The organism is Stenotrophomonas sp. YJH_SMC_19, assembly GCF_059367915.1.
Map to the genome: position 1 here is coordinate 15688 of NZ_JCAFRI010000028.1, position 19366 is coordinate 35053.

A 19366-nucleotide genomic window follows, 5' to 3' on the forward strand; every position below is an offset into this window, starting at 1 on the left:
CTACCGTCATCCGCCGATGTACGCGCTGATCTCCGCTTCGGCCAGCACCTGCCGCAACTGCGCGACAGACGCACGTCGCATCGGCTTCTCATCCACTGGTGACAGTGGGGCCTGGCGCAGGGCGTCGTACGGCAGCACCGCTAGGTCGAAGGTCAGCTCCTCGGCACTGAACACCCACACCGGCACGTCCAGGCAGCGTTCGCGGTCCATGCGCAGGCGGCGCGTCCGCGATTCGGCGGGAATGCCGTGCTCGTCCAGGAAGCGGTGCACGGCTTCCGGGTCGTCGCTGTGCAGGTGCAGCTGCACGGGACTGTTGGCGTCGGCGGTGCCCTCCAACACTGGGCCAGCCAGGCGCGGGGAGAAGCCGTGCAGGAACTCCAGCGCACGCATGGCAGCCTCGCGGCGGCGCTGCAGTTCGCTGCCGTGCTGGGGGCCAGCGAACAGCCGCTGGTATTCGCGCAGGGCGTCTTCGATCTCGGTGTTGCGGGGCAGGGAGGCATCGTCGTGGATGCCGAGCCGGCTGGCGGCCTTCAACTTGGCCTGGTGATAGTCGCGGATGCCGCCTTCGGCCATCAGGCGGGCGGCTTCGTGGGCGAGGCGGTGACGCCGCTCGCGGGTCTGGCTGGCAGCATGCTGACGGGCGCGATGCATGCGATGACTCCCTGTTGCGACCTGGCTACAGATTAGCGCACGGATGTGACATCTGCGTGGGTATGGCGCGGAGATGCCAACCAACGGTTGGCACCCACCGATGCTTTGGCAGGTGCCGACCTTGGTCGGCACGGGGCGCCAACCAAGGTTGGCCTCTACCAGGGTCGCATCGGTGCCAACCAACGGTTGGCACCCACCCATACCTGCCTCTTAGAAGATATCGAACGCGGCGGCGTCGGCCTGCGGCGTATTGAGGTTCAGGTCGTAGTCGGTCAGGCGATCCATGTCTTCCACCTTCACCCACTCGGTCGCGCCGTTGAGCGTGGCCTGGACCATGCCGCTGGGCGGCTCGTTCTGCGCGATCGGGGTGTCCTTCAGCGCGGTGCGCATGTAGTCGATCCAGATCGGCAGGGCCGCCTTGCCACCGTACTCGCGGTAGCCCAGCGAGCGGAAGTCGTCGCGGCCCACCCACACGGTGGTCACGTACGGGCCGCCGAAGCCGGAGAACCAGGCGTCGCGGTGGTCGTTGGTGGAGCCGGTCTTGCCGCCCACGTCCTCGCGGCCGAGCACCTTGGCCTGCACGCCGGTACCGCGCTGGACGACGTCGCGCATCATCGATACCAGCTGGTAGGCGGTGCGGGCGTCGATCGCACGCGGAGCGGTGCGGGCATCGGGGTTGGCCGGCGCGGCCGGGGTTTCGGTCTTGGCTTCGGCCTTGGCCGCAGCGGCCGGGTCCACCTTCGGGGCCGGGGCGCCGAAGTTGAAGCCGTCCACCACCTGGTTCACCGGCTGGTCGCTGCTGCCGGCGCAGTCGCGGCAGGCCAGCGCCGGGTTTTCCTTGAACACCAGGTTGCCGTCGCGGTCATTGACCTGGTCGATCAGCCAGGTGTCCACGCGCGAGCCGCCGTTGGCGAACACCGCGTAGCCACGGGCCACCGACAGCGGGGTCAGCGAGGCGGTACCCAGCGACATCGACAGGTTCGGCGGCAGTTCGGATTCGGCGAAACCAAACTCGCTGATGTACTTGCGCGCGTAGTCCACGCCCATGCCATCGAGCAGGCGCACCGAGACCAGGTTGCGCGACTGCACCAGCGCCTCACGCAGGCGCATCGGGCCGCGGAAGCCGCCACCGTCGTTCTGCGGGGCCCAGGTCTTGCCGCGGCGGTCGCGGAACACGACGGGCGCGTCGAGCACGATCGAGGCCGGGTTGTAGCCCTTGTCGAAGGCCGCGGCGTAGATGAAGGGCTTGAAGCTCGAACCCGGCTGGCGACGGGCCTGGGTGGCGCGGTTGAACTTGTTGCCGGAGAAGCTGAAACCACCGACCAGCGCCTTCAGGGCGCCGTTGTGGGCATCGAGCGAGACCAGCGCGGACTGGCCGCGCGGGATCTGGTCCAGCAGCCACTCACCTTCCTTGGCACCGGCACGCACGCGCACGATGTCACCGCGCTGCACCAGCTTGCCCGGGGTCTTGTTGGTCCACTTGGCGGCACCGGCCGGCAGCACGATCTCGCTGCGGTTGGCCAGCACCACGGTGGCGCTGCCATCGGCGCCGGTGCTGGCGACGATCGCCGGCAGCAGGCCGGCCTGGCCGTACATGCCGCGCAGGTGCTCGGCCAGGGCGGCGGCGTCTTCGCCGGCACCCACCTGCACCTGCTTCTCCACGCCGTGCCAGCCGTGGCGGTGGTCGTACAGCAGCAGGCCGTCGCGCACCGACTGGTTGGCGGCGGTCTGCAGGGTGGAGTCGATGGTGGTGGTGACGTGGTAACCCTTGTTGACCACATCCCCGCCGAAGCGGGCGATCATTTCCTGGCGCACCAGCTCGGCCACGTACGGCGCGTCGACCTGCACCGGCGGCTCATGGGCGGTGGCGTGCATCGGCACGGCCTTGGCCGCGTCGGCCTCGGCCTGGCTGACGAACTTCAGGTCGGCCATGCGCTGCAGCACGTAGTTGTCGCGGCGCTGGCGGGCGCGCTCCGGATTGGAGATCGGATTGCCCGAGGACGGGAACTTGGGGATGCCGGCCAGCGAGGCCATCTCGTCCAGGTCCAGCTCGTTCAGCTTCTTGCCGTAGTAGAACTCGGCGGCGGCGGCCACGCCGTAGGCGCGGTTGCCGAAGAAACTCTTGTTCAGGTACAGCTCGAAGATCTCGTCCTTGCTCAGCTCGGACTCGATCTTCCGTGCCAGCAGGATCTCGGCCAGCTTGCGGGTGTAGCTGTACTCGGAGCTGAGGAAGAACTGGCGGGCCACCTGCTGGGTGATGGTGGAACCACCCGGCACGCGCTTGTCGTTGGTGGTGGCCAGCAGCCACACCGCACGGCCGATGCCCATGTAGTCCACGCCGCCATGCTCGTAGAAGCGGGCGTCCTCGGTGGCCAGGAAGGCCTGCTTCAGGCGCTCGGGCACGTCCTTCATGGTGATCGGGGTGCGCCGGGTCTCGCCGAACACCGCCATCAGCTTGCCGTCGGCAGCATAGACGTACATCGGCTCCTGCATTTCCACGTCGCGCAGGGTCTGCACGTCGGGAAGCTTGGAGGACACAGCGTAGTACAGACCGCCCACGGCGGCCGCGCCGATCAGCGCCAGGACCAGGACAATCAGGAAGATCCAGCGCAGCCAGCGGCGGAGTCGAGTCATCGGGTTCAGATTCCGATTGCGAATTTCGTGGTCGCAGAGTATAGATTACGCAAGGTGGCGGCTGGGGTCGGCACCGGGGAGCGCAAGGGGAACAGTCAGGGGCTGCATCGTGAATCCGTGAGGAACTTCACAGCAGGGCCGTTGCCATTTGCTAAGAATACGTTATTAATGCTCGGGCGCAGGTCTTGCGTCCAAGTGCCCGTCGGCAGGGGAGAAACCGTGGGGCTCATCCCAAAAAGTCAGTCGCCGCTTGTAGGCGTCGACATCAGTTCGACTGCGGTAAAGCTTTTGCAGCTGTCCCGCAGCGGCAATCGTTTCCGTGTGGAACATTACGCTGTGGAACCTCTTCCGCCGAATGCGGTGGTAGAGAAGAACATCGTGGAAGTGGAGGCCGTGGGTGAGGCCATCCGCCGTGCCATGAACCGTTCAGGCAGCAAGGCCAAGCTGGCCGCTGCCGCCGTCGCCGGGTCGGCGGTGATCACCAAGGTGATCCCGATGCCGGCCGAGCTCGACGAGAACGACATGGAAGCCCAGATCGAGCTGGAAGCGGTCAACTACATTCCGTACCCGATCGAGGAAGTGAACCTGGACTTCGAGGTGATCGGGGCGATCCCGAACAACCCGGAGATGGTCCAGGTGCTGCTGGCCGCGTCGCGTTCGGAGAACGTGGAACTGCGCCAGTCGGCCCTGGAACTGGGTGGTCTGCAGGCCAAGGTGATGGACGTGGAGGCCTTCGCGGTCGAGAACGCCTACGCCCTGGTCGCCAGCGAGCTGCCGGTGTCCATCGACGGCGTGGTCGCGCTGGTCGATATCGGCGCCACCATGACCACCCTCAACGTCCTGCGCGGCGGCCGCAGCCTGTACAGCCGCGAACAGGTGTTCGGTGGCAAGCAGCTGACCGACGAGATCATGCGCCGTTACGGCCTGAGCTACGAGGAGGCCGGCCTGGCCAAGCGCCAGGGCGGGCTGCCGGAAAGCTACGAGATGGAAGTGCTGGAGCCGTTCAAGGAAGCCACGGTCCAGCAGATCAGCCGCCTGCTGCAGTTCTTCTATGCAGGCAGTGAGTTCAACCGCGTTGATCACATCGTGCTGGCCGGCGGCTGCGCCGTGCTGGGCGGGCTGCCGGAAATGGTCGAGGAGCAGCTGGGCGTGCCGACCGTGGTCGCCAACCCGCTGGCACAGATGACGTTGGGCCCGAAGGTGAACGCGCATGCGCTGGCCCAGGATGCCCCCGCGCTGATGATCGCCACCGGTCTGGCGCTGAGGAGCTTCGACTGATGGCACGCATCAATCTATTGCCCTGGCGCGCCGAGCGGCGCAAGCAACGCCAGCGCGAGTTCTACGCAATGCTGGGCATGGCCGCGATCGGTGGCCTGCTGCTGTCGCTGCTGATCTGGTTCTATTACGACCGCCAGGTGAGCGGCCAGATGGACCGCAATGCCTATCTGGAAGCCGAGATCGAGAAGGTCAAGGAACAGAACAAGGAGATCGACCGCCTCGATGCGCAGAAGGACCGCCTGCTGGCCCGCAAGAAGGTGATCGAGGAACTGCAGGCCAAGCGCTCGCAGATGGTCCACCTGTTCGACGCGTTGGTGCGCACGATTCCTGACGGCGTGGTGCTGACCGCCCTGCAGCAGGAGGGGGACATGCTCACCCTCGAGGGACGCACCCAGTCCAATGCACGCGTGTCGGCTTACATGCGCAACCTGGAAACCTCCGGCTGGATGACCAACCCGGAGCTGTCGATCATCCAGGCCAGTGCCGGCGACAAGACTGCAGCCGGCCCGGTATCGGACATCAAGGCACTGCCGTACATGTTCAAGGTCACGGTGAAGCTGCCGGCGCAGAGTGAAGAGACAGGCACTGCCGGTTTGAACGCGGATGGCAGCGTGGCGGCCGCCCCGGCTGCGACGCCCGCCGTGGCGCCGCTTGCCGCCGGCCCCGATGCGGCGGCCCCGGCTGCTGCACCAGCACCGGCCCCGGCCCAACCGGCGGCGGCCCCGGCCGCAGCACCCGCCAGCGCACCGGCGCCTGCACCGGCCAAGCCGAACCAGCCCGCCGCACCGGCCCCGGCCGCCAGGCCTGAGGGCAGCCGCCTGGCGCAGCCGCCGCAGGCCTCTTACGCCCCGCTGCAGGGGGACCGCGCATGAGCCAGAAAATCGATCTGAAGAACCTGGATTTCAACGACATCGGCAACTGGCCGCAGAAGGCCAAGATCGTCTTCTGTTCGTTGCTGGCCCTGGTAATCATGTTCGTTGCATGGATGCTGCTGATCAGCGGCAAGCGCGATGAACTGGCCAGCCTGGAATCGAAGGAAAGCGATCTGCGCACCGAGTTCTCCAAGCAGCAGGAACGCGCGGTGAACCTGGGGCCGCTGAAGCAGCAGCTGGCGCAGATGGAGCAGGTGCTGCAGCAGATGCTGCGGCAGCTGCCCAGCAAGACCGAAATGCCGGACCTGATCATCGACATTTCGCAGACCGCGCTGTCCAGCGGCCTGACCAGCCAGCTGTTCGAACCGGAACAGGAGCAGGTCAAGGAGTTCTACGCCGAGAAGCCGATCAAGCTGAAGATGGTGGGCAGCTACCACCAGTTCGGTGCGTTCGTCAGTGGCGTGGCCTCGCTGCCGCGCGTGGTGATCCTGACCATGCACGACATCAACCTGAAGCCGGCGGACAAGGCTGGCGGTGGTTCGCGTGCCGGTGCGCTGGAATTGTCCGGCACGGTCAAGACCTACCGGTATCTCGACGAAACCGAGGTGCAGGAACAGCAGAAGGCTGAAGCCGGCAAGGAGGGCAGCAAGTGATCCGTTCCTTCTTTGCACGCTGCGGGATGGCCGCTGCCGTGTTGCTGCTGGCCGCCTGCGGCCGTGGCGTGACCAGCACGCCGGGCGATGCGCCGAATCTCGAGAAGTGGGTGGAAGGCGAACGTGCCCGGCCGGCGCAGCCGCTGGAACCGTTGCCTGTGATGCAGCAGTTCGAGACCTTCGAATACTCCGCGCAGGGCCTGCGTGATCCGTTCACCGATGCCTGGACCAATCCGCAGGGGAATGGCGGATTGCGGCCGGATCCGAACCGGCGCAAGGAGCCCCTGGAGGGCTTCCCGCTGGACGCACTGGACATGGTCGGTACCATCGGCACCGGCGGCGGCACCGTCGCACTGGTGATGGGACCGGACAAGGTGACCTACCGGGTGCGCCCGGGCGGTTACCTGGGGCAGAGCGACGGGCGGGTCACTGCGGTCTTCGAAGACCGTGTGGAGCTGATCGAACTGGTGCCGGATGGCGCGGGTGGCTGGCTGGAACGGCCGGCAACGCTCTCGCTTGAAGATCAATGATCGTTTACTGGGGATAGCACGATGACCTTTCACCAAGCCAAGGGGCTGCGTCCCAACCGGCGCTCTACCTTGAACCGTGTCAGCGCGTTGGGAGTCGCGCTGATGCTGGCCTGCGCTCCGGCGCTGGCCGCCGCACCGGCGGAGAAGCCGGTGGGCACCACCGTCGCACCGGCCGCGGCACCGGCCGGCCTGTCGGTGGCCAAGATCGATTTCAAGCGCGGCGATGATGGCGCGGGCCGCCTGATCGTGCAGTTTGACGGCCAGGGCGCGATCCCGGACCTGCGCACGCAGGGCAACAGCGTGGTGGTCGACGTGGGCAATGCCCGCCTGCCGGCCAACCTGCAGAAGCCGTTGAACGTCGTCGACTTCGCCACGCCGGTGCAGCGCATCGACGCCAAGCCGTCCGGCGCCGGCACCCAGCTGGTGCTGAGCACCGGCGGTGCGGTGGAGTCACTGGCCTACCAGAGCGGCAACGAATACGTGGTGGAGATCAGCGCGCGGCAGGCTCCGGCCGCCGTCGGTGCAGTGACCGCCGGCAGCGTCACCCAGGCCGCAAAGGCCGTCGGCCAGCGTGGCTTCACCGGCAAGCCGGTGACCTTCAATTTCCAGGACGTGCCAGTGCGCACCGTGCTGCAGTTGATCGCCGAAGAGTCCAACCTCAACGTGGTGGCCTCCGACTCGGTGCAGGGCAATGTGACCCTGCGCCTGGTCAACGTGCCGTGGGACCAGGCACTGGACATCGTGCTGCGTGCCAAGGGCCTGGACAAGCGACGCGATGGCAGCGTGATCTGGGTCGGCCCGCAGGCCGAGCTGGCCAAGTTCGAGCAGGAGAAGGAAGACGCGCGCATCGCCATCGAGAACCGCGAAGACCTGGTGACCGATTACGTCCAGATCAACTACCACAGCGCCACCCAGATCTTCAAAGCCCTGACCGAAGCCAAGGGCATCGGCGGTGGTGGCGGTGGTGGCGCAGGTGGCGGTGGTGGTGGGTCGTCGCAGGAGGAGAGTGGCTTCCTGTCCGGCCGTGGCCGCATCGTTGCCGACGAGCGCACCAACACGCTGATGATCAGCGACATTCCGAAGAAGATCGCGCGCATGCGTGAGCTGATCAACGTGATCGACCGCCCGGTCGACCAGGTGCTGATCGAAAGCCGCATCGTGATCGCCACCGATACGTTCGCGCGTGAGCTGGGCGCGCGGTTCGGCATCAGTGGCAGCCGCGACAACGCCTACTTCAGCGGCAATCTGGAAGCCAACGAGGCAACCCGCAAGTCGCAGGTCGAAGCCAATGCGACCAACGCCAAGGCCTACCGCGACTGGCTGGCCGGTGGCAGTACGGGCCCGGCGCCGGTGCCGGTCGGCTCGGCAATCACCCGTGGCCTGAACTGGGCCATGCCGGCGGCGTCCACCAACCCGGCAGGCTCGCTTGCGCTGTCGATCCTCAATGCCGGCTACCTGCTGGACGTCGAGCTGTCGGCCATGCAGGAGGAGTCGCGTGGTGAAGTGATCTCCAACCCGCGCGTGGTCACCACCAACCAGCGCGAGGCCCTGATCAAGCAGGGTAAGGAAATCGGCTATGTGACCATCAGCGCCGGTGCGGGCGGTGTCGCTACGCCGAACGTGCAGTTCAAGGAAGTGGTGCTGGAACTGAAGGTCACCCCGACCATCACCAACGACAACCGCGTGTTCCTCAACATGCAGGTGAAGAAGGACGAAGTGGACCGGCTGATCCAGCTGGAAGGCTATGGCACCGTGCCGTCGATCAACCGCCGCGAAGTGAACACCGCAGTGCTGGTCGAGGACGGGCAGACCGTGGTCATCGGTGGTGTGTACGAGTTCACCGACCGCAACAGCATCAGCAAGGTTCCGTTCCTGGGCGATGTACCGTTCCTGGGCAACCTGTTCAAGAAGCGTGGCCGCAGCAAGGACAAGGCCGAGCTGCTGGTGTTCGTCACCCCGAAGGTGCTGCGCGTGGCCAGGCAGAACTGAGCCAGCGAACCCGCGACACGAACAAGGGCCGCCATGTGCGGCCCTTCTTCGTTCATGCCGGACGTAGTCCGCGGATGATCCGGTAGATCCACGCCATGCGTGGAGGAGAGGCCCGTTCAGCCGTTCTTGATGCCAATCGCAGGGCACCCTGCGATGATGTGGGGAACCCGTGCCGTCCCGCGCCGGTCAAAGGCCCCCATGAACCTGCCACCGCCGATGCCCGAAACCGTCTCGCCGCCGCCCGCGCCGGCCGCCTCCCGCCTGCATGGCGCCTTCAACCAGTTGCGCGACGCGCTGTCGGCCGAAATCGTCGGCCAGGCGGCTTTGGTCGAACGCCTGTTGATCGCATTGCTGGCCGACGGGCACCTGCTGGTGGAGGGCGCCCCGGGACTGGCCAAGACCACGGCCATCCGCGCACTGGCCTCGCGCCTGGAGGCGGATTTCGCCCGCGTGCAGTTCACCCCCGACCTGCTGCCGGCCGACCTGACCGGCACCGAGATCTGGCGCCCGCAGGAAGGGCGCCTCGAATTCGTACCCGGCCCGATCTTCCACCCGATCCTGCTGGCCGATGAAATCAATCGCGCGCCAGCCAAGGTGCAGTCGGCACTGCTGGAAGCGATGGGCGAGCGCCAGGTCACCGTTGGCCGCCACACCTATGCGTTGCCGCCGCTGTTCCTGGTGATGGCCACGCAGAACCCGATCGAGCAGGAAGGTACCTTCCCGCTGCCGGAAGCGCAGCTGGACCGTTTCCTGATGCACGTACGCATCGGCTATCCGGACCAGGCCGCCGAATCGGAGATCCTGCGGCTCGCCCGCGAGCGTGCCCGTGGCGCACTGGGCGAAGCGGCACCCGCACCGGCGAAGTTGCCGATGCAGGATGTGTTCGACGCCCGCCGCGAAGTGCTGGACCTGCACATGGCGCCGGCGCTGGAGCGCTACCTGGTCGAACTTGTGCTGGCCTCGCGTGATCCGTCGCGCTATGACGCCGGCCTCGGGCGCCGCATCGCCTGGGGCGCAAGCCCGCGTGGTTCCATTGCGTTGGAACGCTGCGCCCGGGCACGCGCCTGGTTGGCCGGCCGTGACTTCGTCACCCCCGACGATGTGCGTGCGGTTGCCGCCGACGTGCTGCGCCATCGCGTGCTGCCCAGCTACGAAGCCACCGCCGAAGGCTGGGATGGCGAACGCCTGGTGCAGGAGCTGCTGGCCCGGGTGCCGGCACCCTGAGCCCGCGCATGACCGATCCATCCCTGGAAGCCGCATCCACCGTCAGTGATGGCGACGGACTGCGCCCGCACCTGCCCGAACTGGTGGCCCTGCGCCGGCTGGCACAGCGGCCGCCGCCGCCACGCCGTGGCCGTGCCGGCAACGCCGGGCAGGCGCCGTCGCCGCTGCGTGGGCGTGGCATGGAGTACGCCGAGTCACGCGAGTACGTGGCCGGTGATGATGCACGGCATATCGACTGGCGCGTGACCGCGCGGACCGGCCGTGCCCATACCAAGCTGTTCCAGGCCGAGCGCGAGCGGGTCAGCCTGATCGTGGCCGATACGTCGCCGGCGCTGTATTTCGGCACCCGCGTGCGATTCAAGTCGGTGCAGGCGGCCCGCGCGGGCGCCGTCGCCGCGTGGTCGGCGCAGCGTCGCGGTGACCGCGTGGGTGCCCTGCGCGGCAGTGACCGCGAAGCGCCGATTACACCTGCGGGTGGGCCGCGTGGTGTACTGCGCGTGCTCGACGCACTCACCCGCTGGTACGCACAGCCGCCCGCCGACGATCTCGGCCTGGAACGCGCGCTGGACCATGCCGCCCGCGTGCTGCGCCCCGGGGCGCGCATGCTGGTGCTGGCCGATCCGCAGCAGGCCGCGCGGATTCCCGTCGTGCGCTGGAGCGCGCTGGCCCAGCACCATGACCTCAGCCTGGTGCTGCTGGTCGATCCCCTCGAGCTGCAACCGCCCTCGGCGGCCCTGCAGTTCCAGACCGCGCAGCAGCGCATTGGCCTCGACCTGCGTCGCAGCGAGGTGCAGGCGCACTGGCAGGCGCACTTCGTCGAACCACTGCAGGCGCTGCGCCGCCAGCTCGGCGCACGCCGCGTTGACGTGCAGGTGTTGTCCACCGATGCGCCCAGCGACGCCTGGTTGGCACCACCGGTAACCGAGGTGCCGGCATGAGCGCCAACCTTCCGCTGCGCGATGTGCAGTTGCCGCCGGCACCGTCGTGGTGGCCGCCGGCCCCCGGCTATCTGATGGTCGGTGGCGCGGTGTTGCTGGTGATCCTGGCGCTGGCCCTGCTGTGGTGGCAGCGCCGCCGTCGTCGCCAACGCTGGTTGCAGGCGTTCGACCAGGAGCTGGCCACCACCGCCGATGCCACCGCGGAACTGGCGGCGATCGCCGGCCTGCTGCGTCGCGCCGCGCGACAGGCACAGCCCGGCAGTGAATCCCTGCGTGACGATGCCTGGTGGCAGCGCGTGGATCCGAAGGGCACGTTGCCGGATGCGCGCCGCAACCTCCTGGCCGAAGGTGCCTATCGTCCCCGCGTGGACGCCAGCGAAGTGGCGGCCGTGCGTAGCTGGGCGCGCGAGCGCTACCTGGCGATGCTGCTGGAGCGCCGCCGATGAACCTGCTGGCAAGTTACTGGCCATGGCCGGACCTGCAGCTGGCGTGGCCGCTGGCCCTGCTGGCGTTGCCGCTGCCACTGCTGATGCGCTGGTGGAAGCGTCGTGCCGATCCCGGCGCTGCGCTGCGCGTGCCCTATGCGGCGACGGAACTGGAAGCGCTGGCCGGTGGCGGCCGCGTTGATGTTTCGTGGCTGCGTACGCTGCTGTTGTGGCTGGGCTGGTGCGCGCTGTGCGTCGCACTGGCTCGCCCGCAACAGCTGGGCGAAGCGATCACGCCACCGCAGCAGGGCCGGCAGATGATGCTGGCGATGGACGTGTCCGGCAGCATGGGCGAGGGCGACATGGTGCTGGGGGGGCAGGCGGTGGATCGCCTCACCGCAGCCAAGGCCGTGCTGGCCGATTTCCTGGATCGTCGTGCCGGCGATCGCATCGGCCTGCTGATCTTCGGGGACCGTGCTTATACGCTCACGCCACTCACTGCGGACCTGGCCAGCGTGCGCGACCAGCTGCGCGACAGCGTGGTCGGCCTGGCCGGGCGCGAGACGGCCATCGGTGATGCCATCGGCCTGGCGGTGAAGCGCCTGCGCAGCCAGCCGGAAGGGCAACGTGTACTGATCCTGCTGACCGACGGCGTCAGCAATGCCGGCGTGCTGGAACCGCTGCGTGCGGCCGAAGTCGCGCAGGCTGAAGGGGTGCGCATCCACACCGTCGCGTTCGGTGGTGATGGCAGCATGCGCTTCCTCGGTATTCCGATTTCCGCTGACCAGGACCCGGTCGACGAGGCCACGTTGAAGAAGATTGCCAGCCTGACCGGTGGCCAGTTCTTCCGCGCACGCGATACCGCGCAGCTGGCCGGCATCTACGCCGAACTGGATCGTCTGGAGCCGATCGCTGCGAAGGGGCCGAGCCTGCGCCCGCGCGAGGAGCGCTATGCGTGGCCATTGGGCCTGGCCTTGCTGCTGGGGGCATTGGCATGGGTGTGGCCGGAGCGCCGTCGATGATCGCGTTGGCATCCCATCTTCCCGACTGGAATGCACTGCACTTCCTGCGCCCGGAATGGCTGTGGGCCTTGCTGGCCTTGCCGGTGATTCTCGCCGTGGCGCTGTACCGGCAGCGGCGCAGCGATGCGTGGCGGCAGGCGGTGGATGCGCACCTGTTGCCGCATCTGCTGGCGGCCGGTGCTCGCCGTCGCGTGCGGCTGCCATTGGCAGTGCTGCTGGGTTGGACGCTGGCAGCACTGGCGATGGCGGGGCCGAGCTGGCGGCAGCAGGCACAGCCGATGTTCCAGCCCAGCGCACCGCTGCTGATCGTGCTGGATCTGTCCAGCCGCATCACTGCCACCGACCTGCCACCGTCGCGCCTGCTGCAGGCAAGGGCCAAGGTCGGCGAGCTCCTGCGCGCACGCAAGGGTGGGCAGGTGGGGCTGGTGGTGTACGCCGAAGATGCCTACACCGTCGCGCCGCTGACCGATGACGGCAGCAACGTCGCGCTGTATCTGGATGCCTTGTCGCCGGATGTGATGCCGCGTGATGGCCAGCGTGCCGACCGTGGCATCGACTGGGCCACGCGGCTGATGCGGCAGATCGCTGCAGCGCAGGGACAGATCCTGCTGGTCACCGATCAAGCCGATGATGAAGCTGCATTGGCGGCCGCGCAGGCACGTGGGCTCGGCCTGCAGGTGTCGGTGCTGGGGCTCGGTACACCGGCGGGTGCGGCGTATCGTGACGACAGCGGACAGATCCGCCAGGCTGCGCTGGACGAAGGTCGCCTGCGTGCGGTGGCCACGGCAGGTGGCGGTCGCTATGCGCGCATCACCGCCGATGGCAGTGACCTGCGCGCACTGGGTGTGCTTGATGCACGCGAAGGTACTGCGGCGCAGCGGCCCGGCGAGGGCAGGCAATGGCGCGATGAAGGATTCTGGCTGCTGCCACCGGTGATGCTGCTGGCGCTGCTCGCCTTCCTCCGCCGCGCGCTGCTGGCCGCAGTGCTGGCGGTGGGCCTGCTGCCTTGGATGGGGGATGTGCAGGCGCAGGCAGCTCCAGCGCCCGCTTCGCCGCCATCGCAGGGCACGCTGTGGAAGCGGGCCGACCAGTTGCAGCACCAGCGCCTGGCTGACGGCGTGCAGGCCTATCGTGCGGGCGACTTCGCCACTGCGCGCAAGCAGTTCGAGGGCATCGACAGTGATGCGGGCTGGTACAACCTGGCCAACACGCTGGCGCGCCAGGGCAGCTACGACGAAGCCATCGCCGCCTACGACCGCGCGCTGGCGCTGCATCCCGGCATGGCCGATGCGGTCGCCAACCGTGCCGTGGTTGATGCCGCACGCAGGCGCAAGCAGTCGGGGGGGCGGGGCCAGGACCAGCAGAAACCGCAGCAGAACGGGCAGCAGAAGCAGCAGAACAATTCACAGGGCCAGCGGAACCCGCAGGGCCAGCAGCCGCAGCAGGGCCAGAAGGATCCAGGACAGGGTCAGCCACCATCTCAGCAGGGCCAGCAGGGGCAGCCCCAGGCGGGTGACGACGACGCGCAGTCGGCGCCTCAGCCCGGTGAGCGTGGCCGCGATGGACAGCAGGCGCCACCACAGGTGGAGGATGCCAAGGCGCAGGCCCAGGCTGATGAGCAGCAGCGCCAGCGCATGCAGCAGGCGATGCAGCAGGCACGTGAGGGCAAGGGCGAACAGGATGGCAAACCCGTGCCAGGCAGTGACGGCGCTACTCCGCGCCAACGCGAGGAGCAACAGGCGGTGGAGGCGTGGATGCGGCGCGTGCCGGATGATCCGGGCGCATTGCTGCGGGCCAAGTTCCAGCTGGAAAATGAACGCAGGAAGAGGGAAGGGCGATGACGCGGGCGATCAACATGCACGGGCATTGGCCCCGACAGGTACTGGCGGCGCTGCTGCTGTGGCTGCCGCTGCTGGCCTGGGCGCAGCCGCGCGCGTGGCTGGACCGCGACCGCATCGCGATGGGCGACACGGTCACGCTCAATGTCGAGAGCGACCAGGGCGCCCCTGACTTCACACCGTTGCGTACCGACTTCGACCTCAGCGGGCAGACCAGCAGCCGCCAGGTGGAGTGGAGCAACGGCAGCATGCAGCAGCGCAACCTGTATGGCGTGGCGCTGACGCCACGGCGTAGTGGTGCACTGGTGGTGCCGGGCCTGCAGGTGGGCAGCGTCCGTACCGCGCCGCTGACCCTGCAGGTGGATGCCGCTGCCGTGGCCGGCCCCGACAGCAATGCGGTGGCATTCATCGAAACCGTTGTCGATGACGAAACGCCGTACGTGCAGCAGAGCGTAGGCGTGGTGGTGAGGCTGTTCTTCGCTTCTCAGCTGGCCTCTGGCGAACTGGTGCTGGATACCCCGGCAGGTGCGTCGTTGCAGCGGGTGGGCGATGACCGCACCGATGTGCGGCAGGTCAACGGCCGCCGCTACAACGTGGTCGAGCGCCGCTTCCTGCTGATCCCCGAGCGCAGCGGTGCACTTCGGCTGGCCGGTGCGCGCTTCAGTGGGCGCAGTGCCGGTGGCTTCTTCGACGACTTCTTCGGCGGCGGCGACGGCCGCATGAATGCCACCGGCGCCGATCGCACGCTGCAGGTGCAGGCGCAACCGGCACAGGCGCCGCAGCCATGGCTTCCGCTGCAGAGCCTCCAGCTGCGCTACACCAGTGCGCCGACCAGCGCCCGTACCGGTGAGGCCGCCACTGTGGTGGTCGAGGCGATTGCCGAAGGGGCAACCCGCGCACAGTTCACCGACCTGCCGGTGCCGGATCTGGGCACCCATGCGCAGGTATTCGCCGAACCTGCGCAGTACGAAGAATCGTTCAATGGCAGCACGCCGCGGCTGAAGATCACCCGCCGCTACTCGATCGTGCCGCGCCAGCCAGGCTCGCTGGTGGTGCCGGGGCCGCGCCTGCCGTGGTGGGATGTGCGCGCAGGCAAGGCGCAGGAAGCGAAGCTGCCGGACCTGACACTGGCTGTCGCAGCCGGCAGTGGCGGTGGCAGTGCTTCACCTGCGCCGCTGCCGCCGATCGACACCGATGCTGCGCTGCCGGGTGGCGATGGCCAGGACAGCCGCATCGCCGCGACCGATCCGCGCGCCAGCGGCCTGGCCGAACGCCCGTGGCCGTGGATGGGCGCGGCCATCGGACTGGCGCTGCTGTGGCTGCTGACCCTGTTGTGGGGCTGGCAGCGAGGCCGCCGACCGCGTGCGGCGACGCCTGCAGCCGGCAAGCCCTCTGTGCCGACTGTGGCGCGCGGACGTGCCGGCCTGACCGAACTGCGCCGCACGCTGGATGGCGAAGGCTTCGATCAGGTGGAAGCGCAGCTGTGCGCGATGGCCGGGGTTGAGCGCATCGAGCAGGTCATCGCGCGGTTGGATGACCCTGGCCAGCGCCAGGTGCTGCAGGACCTGCAGCAGGCACGCTGGGGCGGGCAGGGCGACCTGGCATCGCTGCGCGCGCGTCTGCGCGAGGTCTTCCGTGACGGACCGCACTGGTCGGCGGCTACCGGCGCCGCTGACACTGGCCTGGCGCCGCTGTATCCAACGCGGCGAACCTGAACCGGCGCCGCTTGCGCGCTTTGTTAGAGTGCATTCATTTTTCGAGGAAACCCGCGCATGACAGCAGCTGCTGCCGACAAGAAGAAGTTGCCCCTGCATTGGAAGATGGGCATCGGCTTTGCGATCGGCCTGATCCTGGGACTGATCGTGCACGCCCTGGGCGGCAGCGTCGATGGTCTGCAGGCCGGTGCCAAGTGGGTAATGGACTACATCACCACCCCGGCGTCGGGCCTGTTCCTCAACCTGATCTTCATGCTGATCGTGCCGCTGATCTTCTCGGCGCTGATCATGGGCGTGTCGGAGATGGGCGACATCCGCGCCCTTGGCCGCATCGGCTGGAAGACCCTGGCGTATACCGTGCTGCTGTCCGGCATTGCCGTGGGCATCGGCCTGGTGCTGGTCAACCTGCTCAAGCCGGGTGCCGGCGTCGATCCGCAGGTCGCCGCGATGATGCTCTCGGAGAACGCCGAGCGCAGCAAGGAAATCGTTGCCGGCATCCATGGCACGCCGAAGGGCATGGACATGCTGCTGTCGATCGTGCCGAGCAACGTGCTGCAGGCCGCGTCCGACAACGGCGCGATCCTGTCGCTGATGTTCTTCGCGCTGATGTTCGGCATCGGCATGGTGCTGACCGACGATGAGAAGGTCGCGCCGCTGCGCCGCGCCATTGAAGGCGTGTTCGAAATCTCGATGACCCTGATCAACCTGGTCATCCGCCTGGCCCCATATGCGGTGGCCTGCTTCATGTTCAACCTGGCCGCGCTGTTCGGCTTCGAGCTGATCATCCGCCTCGGTGCCTACGTGGGCGTGGTGGTGCTGGCACTCGGCCTGCACATGATCGTGACCTACGGTACCGCCGTGTGGCTGTCCGGCCGTTCGCCGCTGTCGTTCTTCCGCGATACCCAGGAAGCGACGGTGATGGCGTTCTCCACCGCCTCCAGCAACGCCACCCTGCCGACCGCGCTGCGCGTGGCCGACCAGATGGGCCTGCCGCAGCGCGTGTCGCGCTTCGTGCTGACCGTGGGCGCCACCGCCAACCAGAACGGCACCGCGCTGTTCGAGGGCGTGACGGTGATCTTCCTGGCCCAGTTCTTCGGCGTGGACCTGAGCATCGGCCAGCAGGTCATGGTGATGGCGGTCTGCATCCTCGGTGGCATCGGCACCGCCGGCGTGCCGTCGGGCTCGCTGCCGGTGGTGGCGATGATCTGTGCGATGGTGGGCGTGAACCCGCTGGGCATTGGCCTGATCCTGGGCGTGAACCACTTCCTGGACATGTGCCGTACCGCGCTGAACGTGACCGGCGACCTGGCCCTGACCACCCTGGTGGCCAAGGGCGAATCGCACGACGGCCCGGCGCTGGGCCCGCAGCAGGACTGAGTCCAACGCCACTGCTGGCGACCTGATCGGGGTCGGATTCCTTTCCGCAAGGAATGGGCTCCGACCCCGCTTCACATGCGGAATCCGGGGGAGATGACGACGTTGCCGGCCAGCGGCCGGCACGACCGGGCAAGGTGAACCGACCCCCCGCCCGGCGACTATGGGACAATAGGCCGCCCGCACGTCCGCGGCCGCCTCCCGATTCCGACAGAACCATGACGCAGCCTACCCGTCGCCAGTTGGCCAACGCCATCCGCTTCCTTGCCGCCGATGCGGTTGAAACCGCAAAGTCCGGCCACCCCGGCATGCCCATGGGCATGGCCGACATCGCCGAAGTCCTCTGGAACGACTATCTCCGCCATAACCCGAGCAACCCGCACTGGTTCAACCGCGACCGTTTCGTGCTGTCCAACGGCCACGGTTCGATGCTGCAGTACGCGCTGCTGCACCTGAGCGGTTACGACCTGCCGATCGAGCAGCTGAAGCTGTTCCGCCAACTGGGCAGCCACACCGCCGGTCACCCGGAGCGCCACGAGACCCCGGGCGTGGAAACCACAACCGGCCCGCTGGGCCAGGGTTTCGCCAATGCCGTGGGCTTCGCCCTGGCCGAGAAGCTGCTGGCACAGCGCTTCAACCGCCCGGAGCTGGAAGTGGTCGACCACCGCACCTGGGTGTTCATGGGCGATGGCTGCCTGATGGAAGGCGTGTCGCATGAAGCCGCTTCGCTGGCCGGTACCTGGGGCCTGCACAAGCTGGTCTGCTTCTGGGACAACAACCACATCTCCATCGACGGCAACGTCGAGGGCTGGTTCACCGACAACACCCCGGAGCGTTTCGAGGCCTATGGCTGGAACGTGGTGCGCGATGTCGATGGCCATGACCCGGAGAGCATCAAGGCCGGCATCGAGGCCGCGCTGTCGCAGAGCGACAAGCCGACCCTGATCTGCTGCCGCACCACCATTGGCTTTGGTTCGCCGAACAAGGCGGGCAAGGAATCCAGCCACGGCGCACCGCTGGGCAAGGACGAACTGGAAGCCACCCGCAAGCAGCTGGGCTGGGAATACGGCCCGTTCGAGATCCCGCAGGCGATCTACGACGGCTGGCGCGCCAACGGCGCCGGCACGCTGCGCCAGGCCGAATGGGAACAGCTGTTCGACAAGTACGCCAGCCAGTACCCGGCTGAAGCAGCCGAACTGACCCGCCGCTCGCATGGCGAACTGCCGGCCGACTTCGTTGCCAAGGCCGATGCCTACATCGCCCAGGTGGCCGCCGAAGGCCCGACGATTGCCTCGCGCAAGGCGTCGCAGCTGGCCATCGAAGCCTATGCACCGCTGCTGCCGGAAATCGTCGGCGGCTCGGCTGACCTGGCGCACTCCAACCTGACCCTGTGGAAGGGCAGCAAATCGGTTGCCAGCGACGACGCCAACGCCAACTACGTGTACTACGGCGTGCGCGAGTTCGGCATGACCGCCATTGCCAACGGCCTGGCCCTGCACGGTGGCTTCATTCCGTTCGACGCCACCTTCCTGGTGTTCAGCGACTACGCCCGCAACGGCGTGCGCATGAGCGCGCTGATCCCGGCCCACGCCATCCACGTCTACACCCACGACTCGATCGGCCTGGGCGAAGACGGTCCGACCCACCAGCCGGTGGAGCACCTGGCCTCGCTTCGCTACATCCCGAACAACGACGTGTGGCGTCCGTGCGATGCGGTCGAGTCGGCGGTGAGCTGGAAGGCCGCGATCACCCGCCAGGACGGCCCGAGCTGCCTGGTGTTCAGCCGCCAGAACCTGCCGCACCAGCCGCGCAACGCCGAGCAGATCGCCCAGATCGAGCGCGGTGGCTACGTGCTGGCCGATGCCGACGGTACCCCGGACGTGATCCTGATCGCCACCGGTTCGGAAGTCTCGCTGGCCACCGAAGCCAAGGCCCAGCTGGACGCGGCCGGCCTCAAGACCCGCGTGGTCTCGATGCCGTCCACCGACGTGTTCCTGCGCCAGGATGCGGCCTACCGTGAATCGGTGCTGCCGAACGCCGTGCGCAAGCGCGTGGCGGTGGAAGCCGGCGTCACCGGTTTCTGGCGCCAGTTCGTCGGCCTGGACGGTGCCGTGATCGGTATCGACACCTTCGGTGCCTCGGCCCCGGCCGACCAGCTGTACAAGCACTTCGGCATCACCACCGCCCACGTGGTGGAAGCGGCCAAGTCGCTGTAAGCAGCTT

15 protein-coding genes are annotated in these 19366 nt (G+C 67.7%); 13 read left to right on the forward strand and 2 right to left on the reverse strand.

Annotation, left to right across the window (positions count from 1 at the left end; all coding sequences use genetic code 11):
- Positions 1–6: 6 nt before the first annotated feature.
- Positions 7–651 carry a hypothetical protein gene (locus AC5P5R_RS20155; RefSeq protein WP_060380571.1) on the reverse strand — a complete coding sequence of 215 codons (645 nt, stop codon included), beginning with the start codon at positions 649–651 and terminating at the stop codon, positions 7–9.
- Positions 652–861: 210 nt separating this feature from the next.
- Positions 862–3285, reverse strand: coding sequence for a penicillin-binding protein 1A (locus tag AC5P5R_RS20160; protein ID WP_005410861.1), 2424 nt, complete (start codon positions 3283–3285; stop codon positions 862–864).
- 219 nt (positions 3286–3504) lie between these two features.
- Between AC5P5R_RS20160 and AC5P5R_RS20165 the strand changes: the two genes are divergently transcribed.
- From AC5P5R_RS20165 to tkt, 13 genes are all read left to right on the forward strand, one after another.
- Positions 3505–4563, forward strand: coding sequence for a pilus assembly protein PilM (locus tag AC5P5R_RS20165; RefSeq protein WP_005410860.1), 1059 nt, complete (start codon positions 3505–3507; stop codon positions 4561–4563).
- Positions 4563–5435, forward strand: a complete 873-nt coding sequence (locus AC5P5R_RS20170; protein ID WP_049396146.1) for a PilN domain-containing protein — start codon at positions 4563–4565, stop codon at positions 5433–5435. Before AC5P5R_RS20165 ends, AC5P5R_RS20170 begins: the two co-directional genes overlap by 1 nt.
- Positions 5432–6088 (forward strand): type IV pilus inner membrane component PilO, encoded by a 657-nt coding sequence (locus AC5P5R_RS20175; protein WP_005410857.1) that lies wholly within the window; start codon positions 5432–5434, stop codon positions 6086–6088. The genes AC5P5R_RS20170 and AC5P5R_RS20175 overlap by 4 nt, the downstream gene beginning before the upstream one ends.
- 26 nt (positions 6089–6114) lie before the next feature.
- Positions 6115–6618, forward strand: coding sequence for a pilus assembly protein PilP (locus tag AC5P5R_RS20180; protein ID WP_044571441.1), 504 nt, complete (start codon positions 6115–6117; stop codon positions 6616–6618).
- A 21-nt stretch (positions 6619–6639) separates the two neighbouring features.
- Positions 6640–8607, forward strand: coding sequence for a type IV pilus secretin PilQ (locus AC5P5R_RS20185; RefSeq protein ID WP_005410855.1), 1968 nt, complete (start codon positions 6640–6642; stop codon positions 8605–8607).
- Between the two features lie 198 nt (positions 8608–8805).
- Positions 8806–9831, forward strand: a complete 1026-nt coding sequence (locus AC5P5R_RS20190; RefSeq protein ID WP_164281702.1) for an AAA family ATPase — start codon at positions 8806–8808, stop codon at positions 9829–9831.
- A gap of 8 nt (positions 9832–9839) precedes the next feature.
- Positions 9840–10769: a DUF58 domain-containing protein gene (locus AC5P5R_RS20195; RefSeq protein WP_099524241.1), complete on the forward strand. Its 930-nt coding sequence runs from the start codon at positions 9840–9842 to the stop codon at positions 10767–10769.
- Positions 10766–11215: a DUF4381 family protein gene (locus AC5P5R_RS20200; protein ID WP_076739771.1), complete on the forward strand. Its 450-nt coding sequence runs from the start codon at positions 10766–10768 to the stop codon at positions 11213–11215. Before AC5P5R_RS20195 ends, AC5P5R_RS20200 begins: the two co-directional genes overlap by 4 nt.
- Entirely contained in the window at positions 11212–12216 is a 1005-nt protein-coding gene (locus AC5P5R_RS20205; RefSeq protein ID WP_005410851.1) for a vWA domain-containing protein, read from the forward strand. Before AC5P5R_RS20200 ends, AC5P5R_RS20205 begins: the two co-directional genes overlap by 4 nt.
- Complete coding sequence (locus tag AC5P5R_RS20210; protein ID WP_100438383.1) at positions 12213–14057, forward strand: VWA domain-containing protein; 1845 nt, start codon at positions 12213–12215, stop codon at positions 14055–14057. Before AC5P5R_RS20205 ends, AC5P5R_RS20210 begins: the two co-directional genes overlap by 4 nt.
- A complete protein-coding gene (locus AC5P5R_RS20215) occupies positions 14054–15769 on the forward strand; it encodes a BatD family protein (protein WP_100438382.1) in 1716 nt (571 codons plus the stop codon). The genes AC5P5R_RS20210 and AC5P5R_RS20215 overlap by 4 nt, the downstream gene beginning before the upstream one ends.
- A gap of 57 nt (positions 15770–15826) precedes the next feature.
- A complete protein-coding gene (locus AC5P5R_RS20220) occupies positions 15827–17146 on the forward strand; it encodes a dicarboxylate/amino acid:cation symporter (protein WP_099524247.1) in 1320 nt (439 codons plus the stop codon).
- A 215-nt stretch (positions 17147–17361) separates the two neighbouring features.
- Entirely contained in the window at positions 17362–19359 is a 1998-nt protein-coding gene (gene tkt / locus AC5P5R_RS20225; RefSeq protein WP_005414341.1) for a transketolase, read from the forward strand.
- Positions 19360–19366 lie beyond the last annotated feature (7 nt).

Excerpts from the sequence above, each read along its gene's own strand:
- AC5P5R_RS20155 (WP_060380571.1), bottom strand. The coding sequence starts at position 651 with ATGCATCGCGCCCGTCAGCATGCTGCCAGCCAGACCCGCGAGCGGCGT.
- AC5P5R_RS20160 (WP_005410861.1), bottom strand. The coding sequence starts at position 3,285 with ATGACTCGACTCCGCCGCTGGCTGCGCTGGATCTTCCTGATTGTCCTG.
- AC5P5R_RS20170 (WP_049396146.1), top strand. The coding sequence starts at position 4,563 with ATGGCACGCATCAATCTATTGCCCTGGCGCGCCGAGCGGCGCAAGCAA.
- AC5P5R_RS20175 (WP_005410857.1), top strand. The coding sequence starts at position 5,432 with ATGAGCCAGAAAATCGATCTGAAGAACCTGGATTTCAACGACATCGGC.
- AC5P5R_RS20180 (WP_044571441.1), top strand. The coding sequence starts at position 6,115 with ATGGCCGCTGCCGTGTTGCTGCTGGCCGCCTGCGGCCGTGGCGTGACC.
- AC5P5R_RS20185 (WP_005410855.1), top strand. The coding sequence starts at position 6,640 with ATGACCTTTCACCAAGCCAAGGGGCTGCGTCCCAACCGGCGCTCTACC.
- AC5P5R_RS20190 (WP_164281702.1), top strand. The coding sequence starts at position 8,806 with ATGAACCTGCCACCGCCGATGCCCGAAACCGTCTCGCCGCCGCCCGCG.
- AC5P5R_RS20195 (WP_099524241.1), top strand. The coding sequence starts at position 9,840 with ATGACCGATCCATCCCTGGAAGCCGCATCCACCGTCAGTGATGGCGAC.
- AC5P5R_RS20200 (WP_076739771.1), top strand. The coding sequence starts at position 10,766 with ATGAGCGCCAACCTTCCGCTGCGCGATGTGCAGTTGCCGCCGGCACCG.
- AC5P5R_RS20205 (WP_005410851.1), top strand. The coding sequence starts at position 11,212 with ATGAACCTGCTGGCAAGTTACTGGCCATGGCCGGACCTGCAGCTGGCG.
- AC5P5R_RS20210 (WP_100438383.1), top strand. The coding sequence starts at position 12,213 with ATGATCGCGTTGGCATCCCATCTTCCCGACTGGAATGCACTGCACTTC.
- AC5P5R_RS20215 (WP_100438382.1), top strand. The coding sequence starts at position 14,054 with ATGACGCGGGCGATCAACATGCACGGGCATTGGCCCCGACAGGTACTG.
- AC5P5R_RS20220 (WP_099524247.1), top strand. The coding sequence starts at position 15,827 with ATGACAGCAGCTGCTGCCGACAAGAAGAAGTTGCCCCTGCATTGGAAG.
- tkt (WP_005414341.1), top strand. The coding sequence starts at position 17,362 with ATGACGCAGCCTACCCGTCGCCAGTTGGCCAACGCCATCCGCTTCCTT.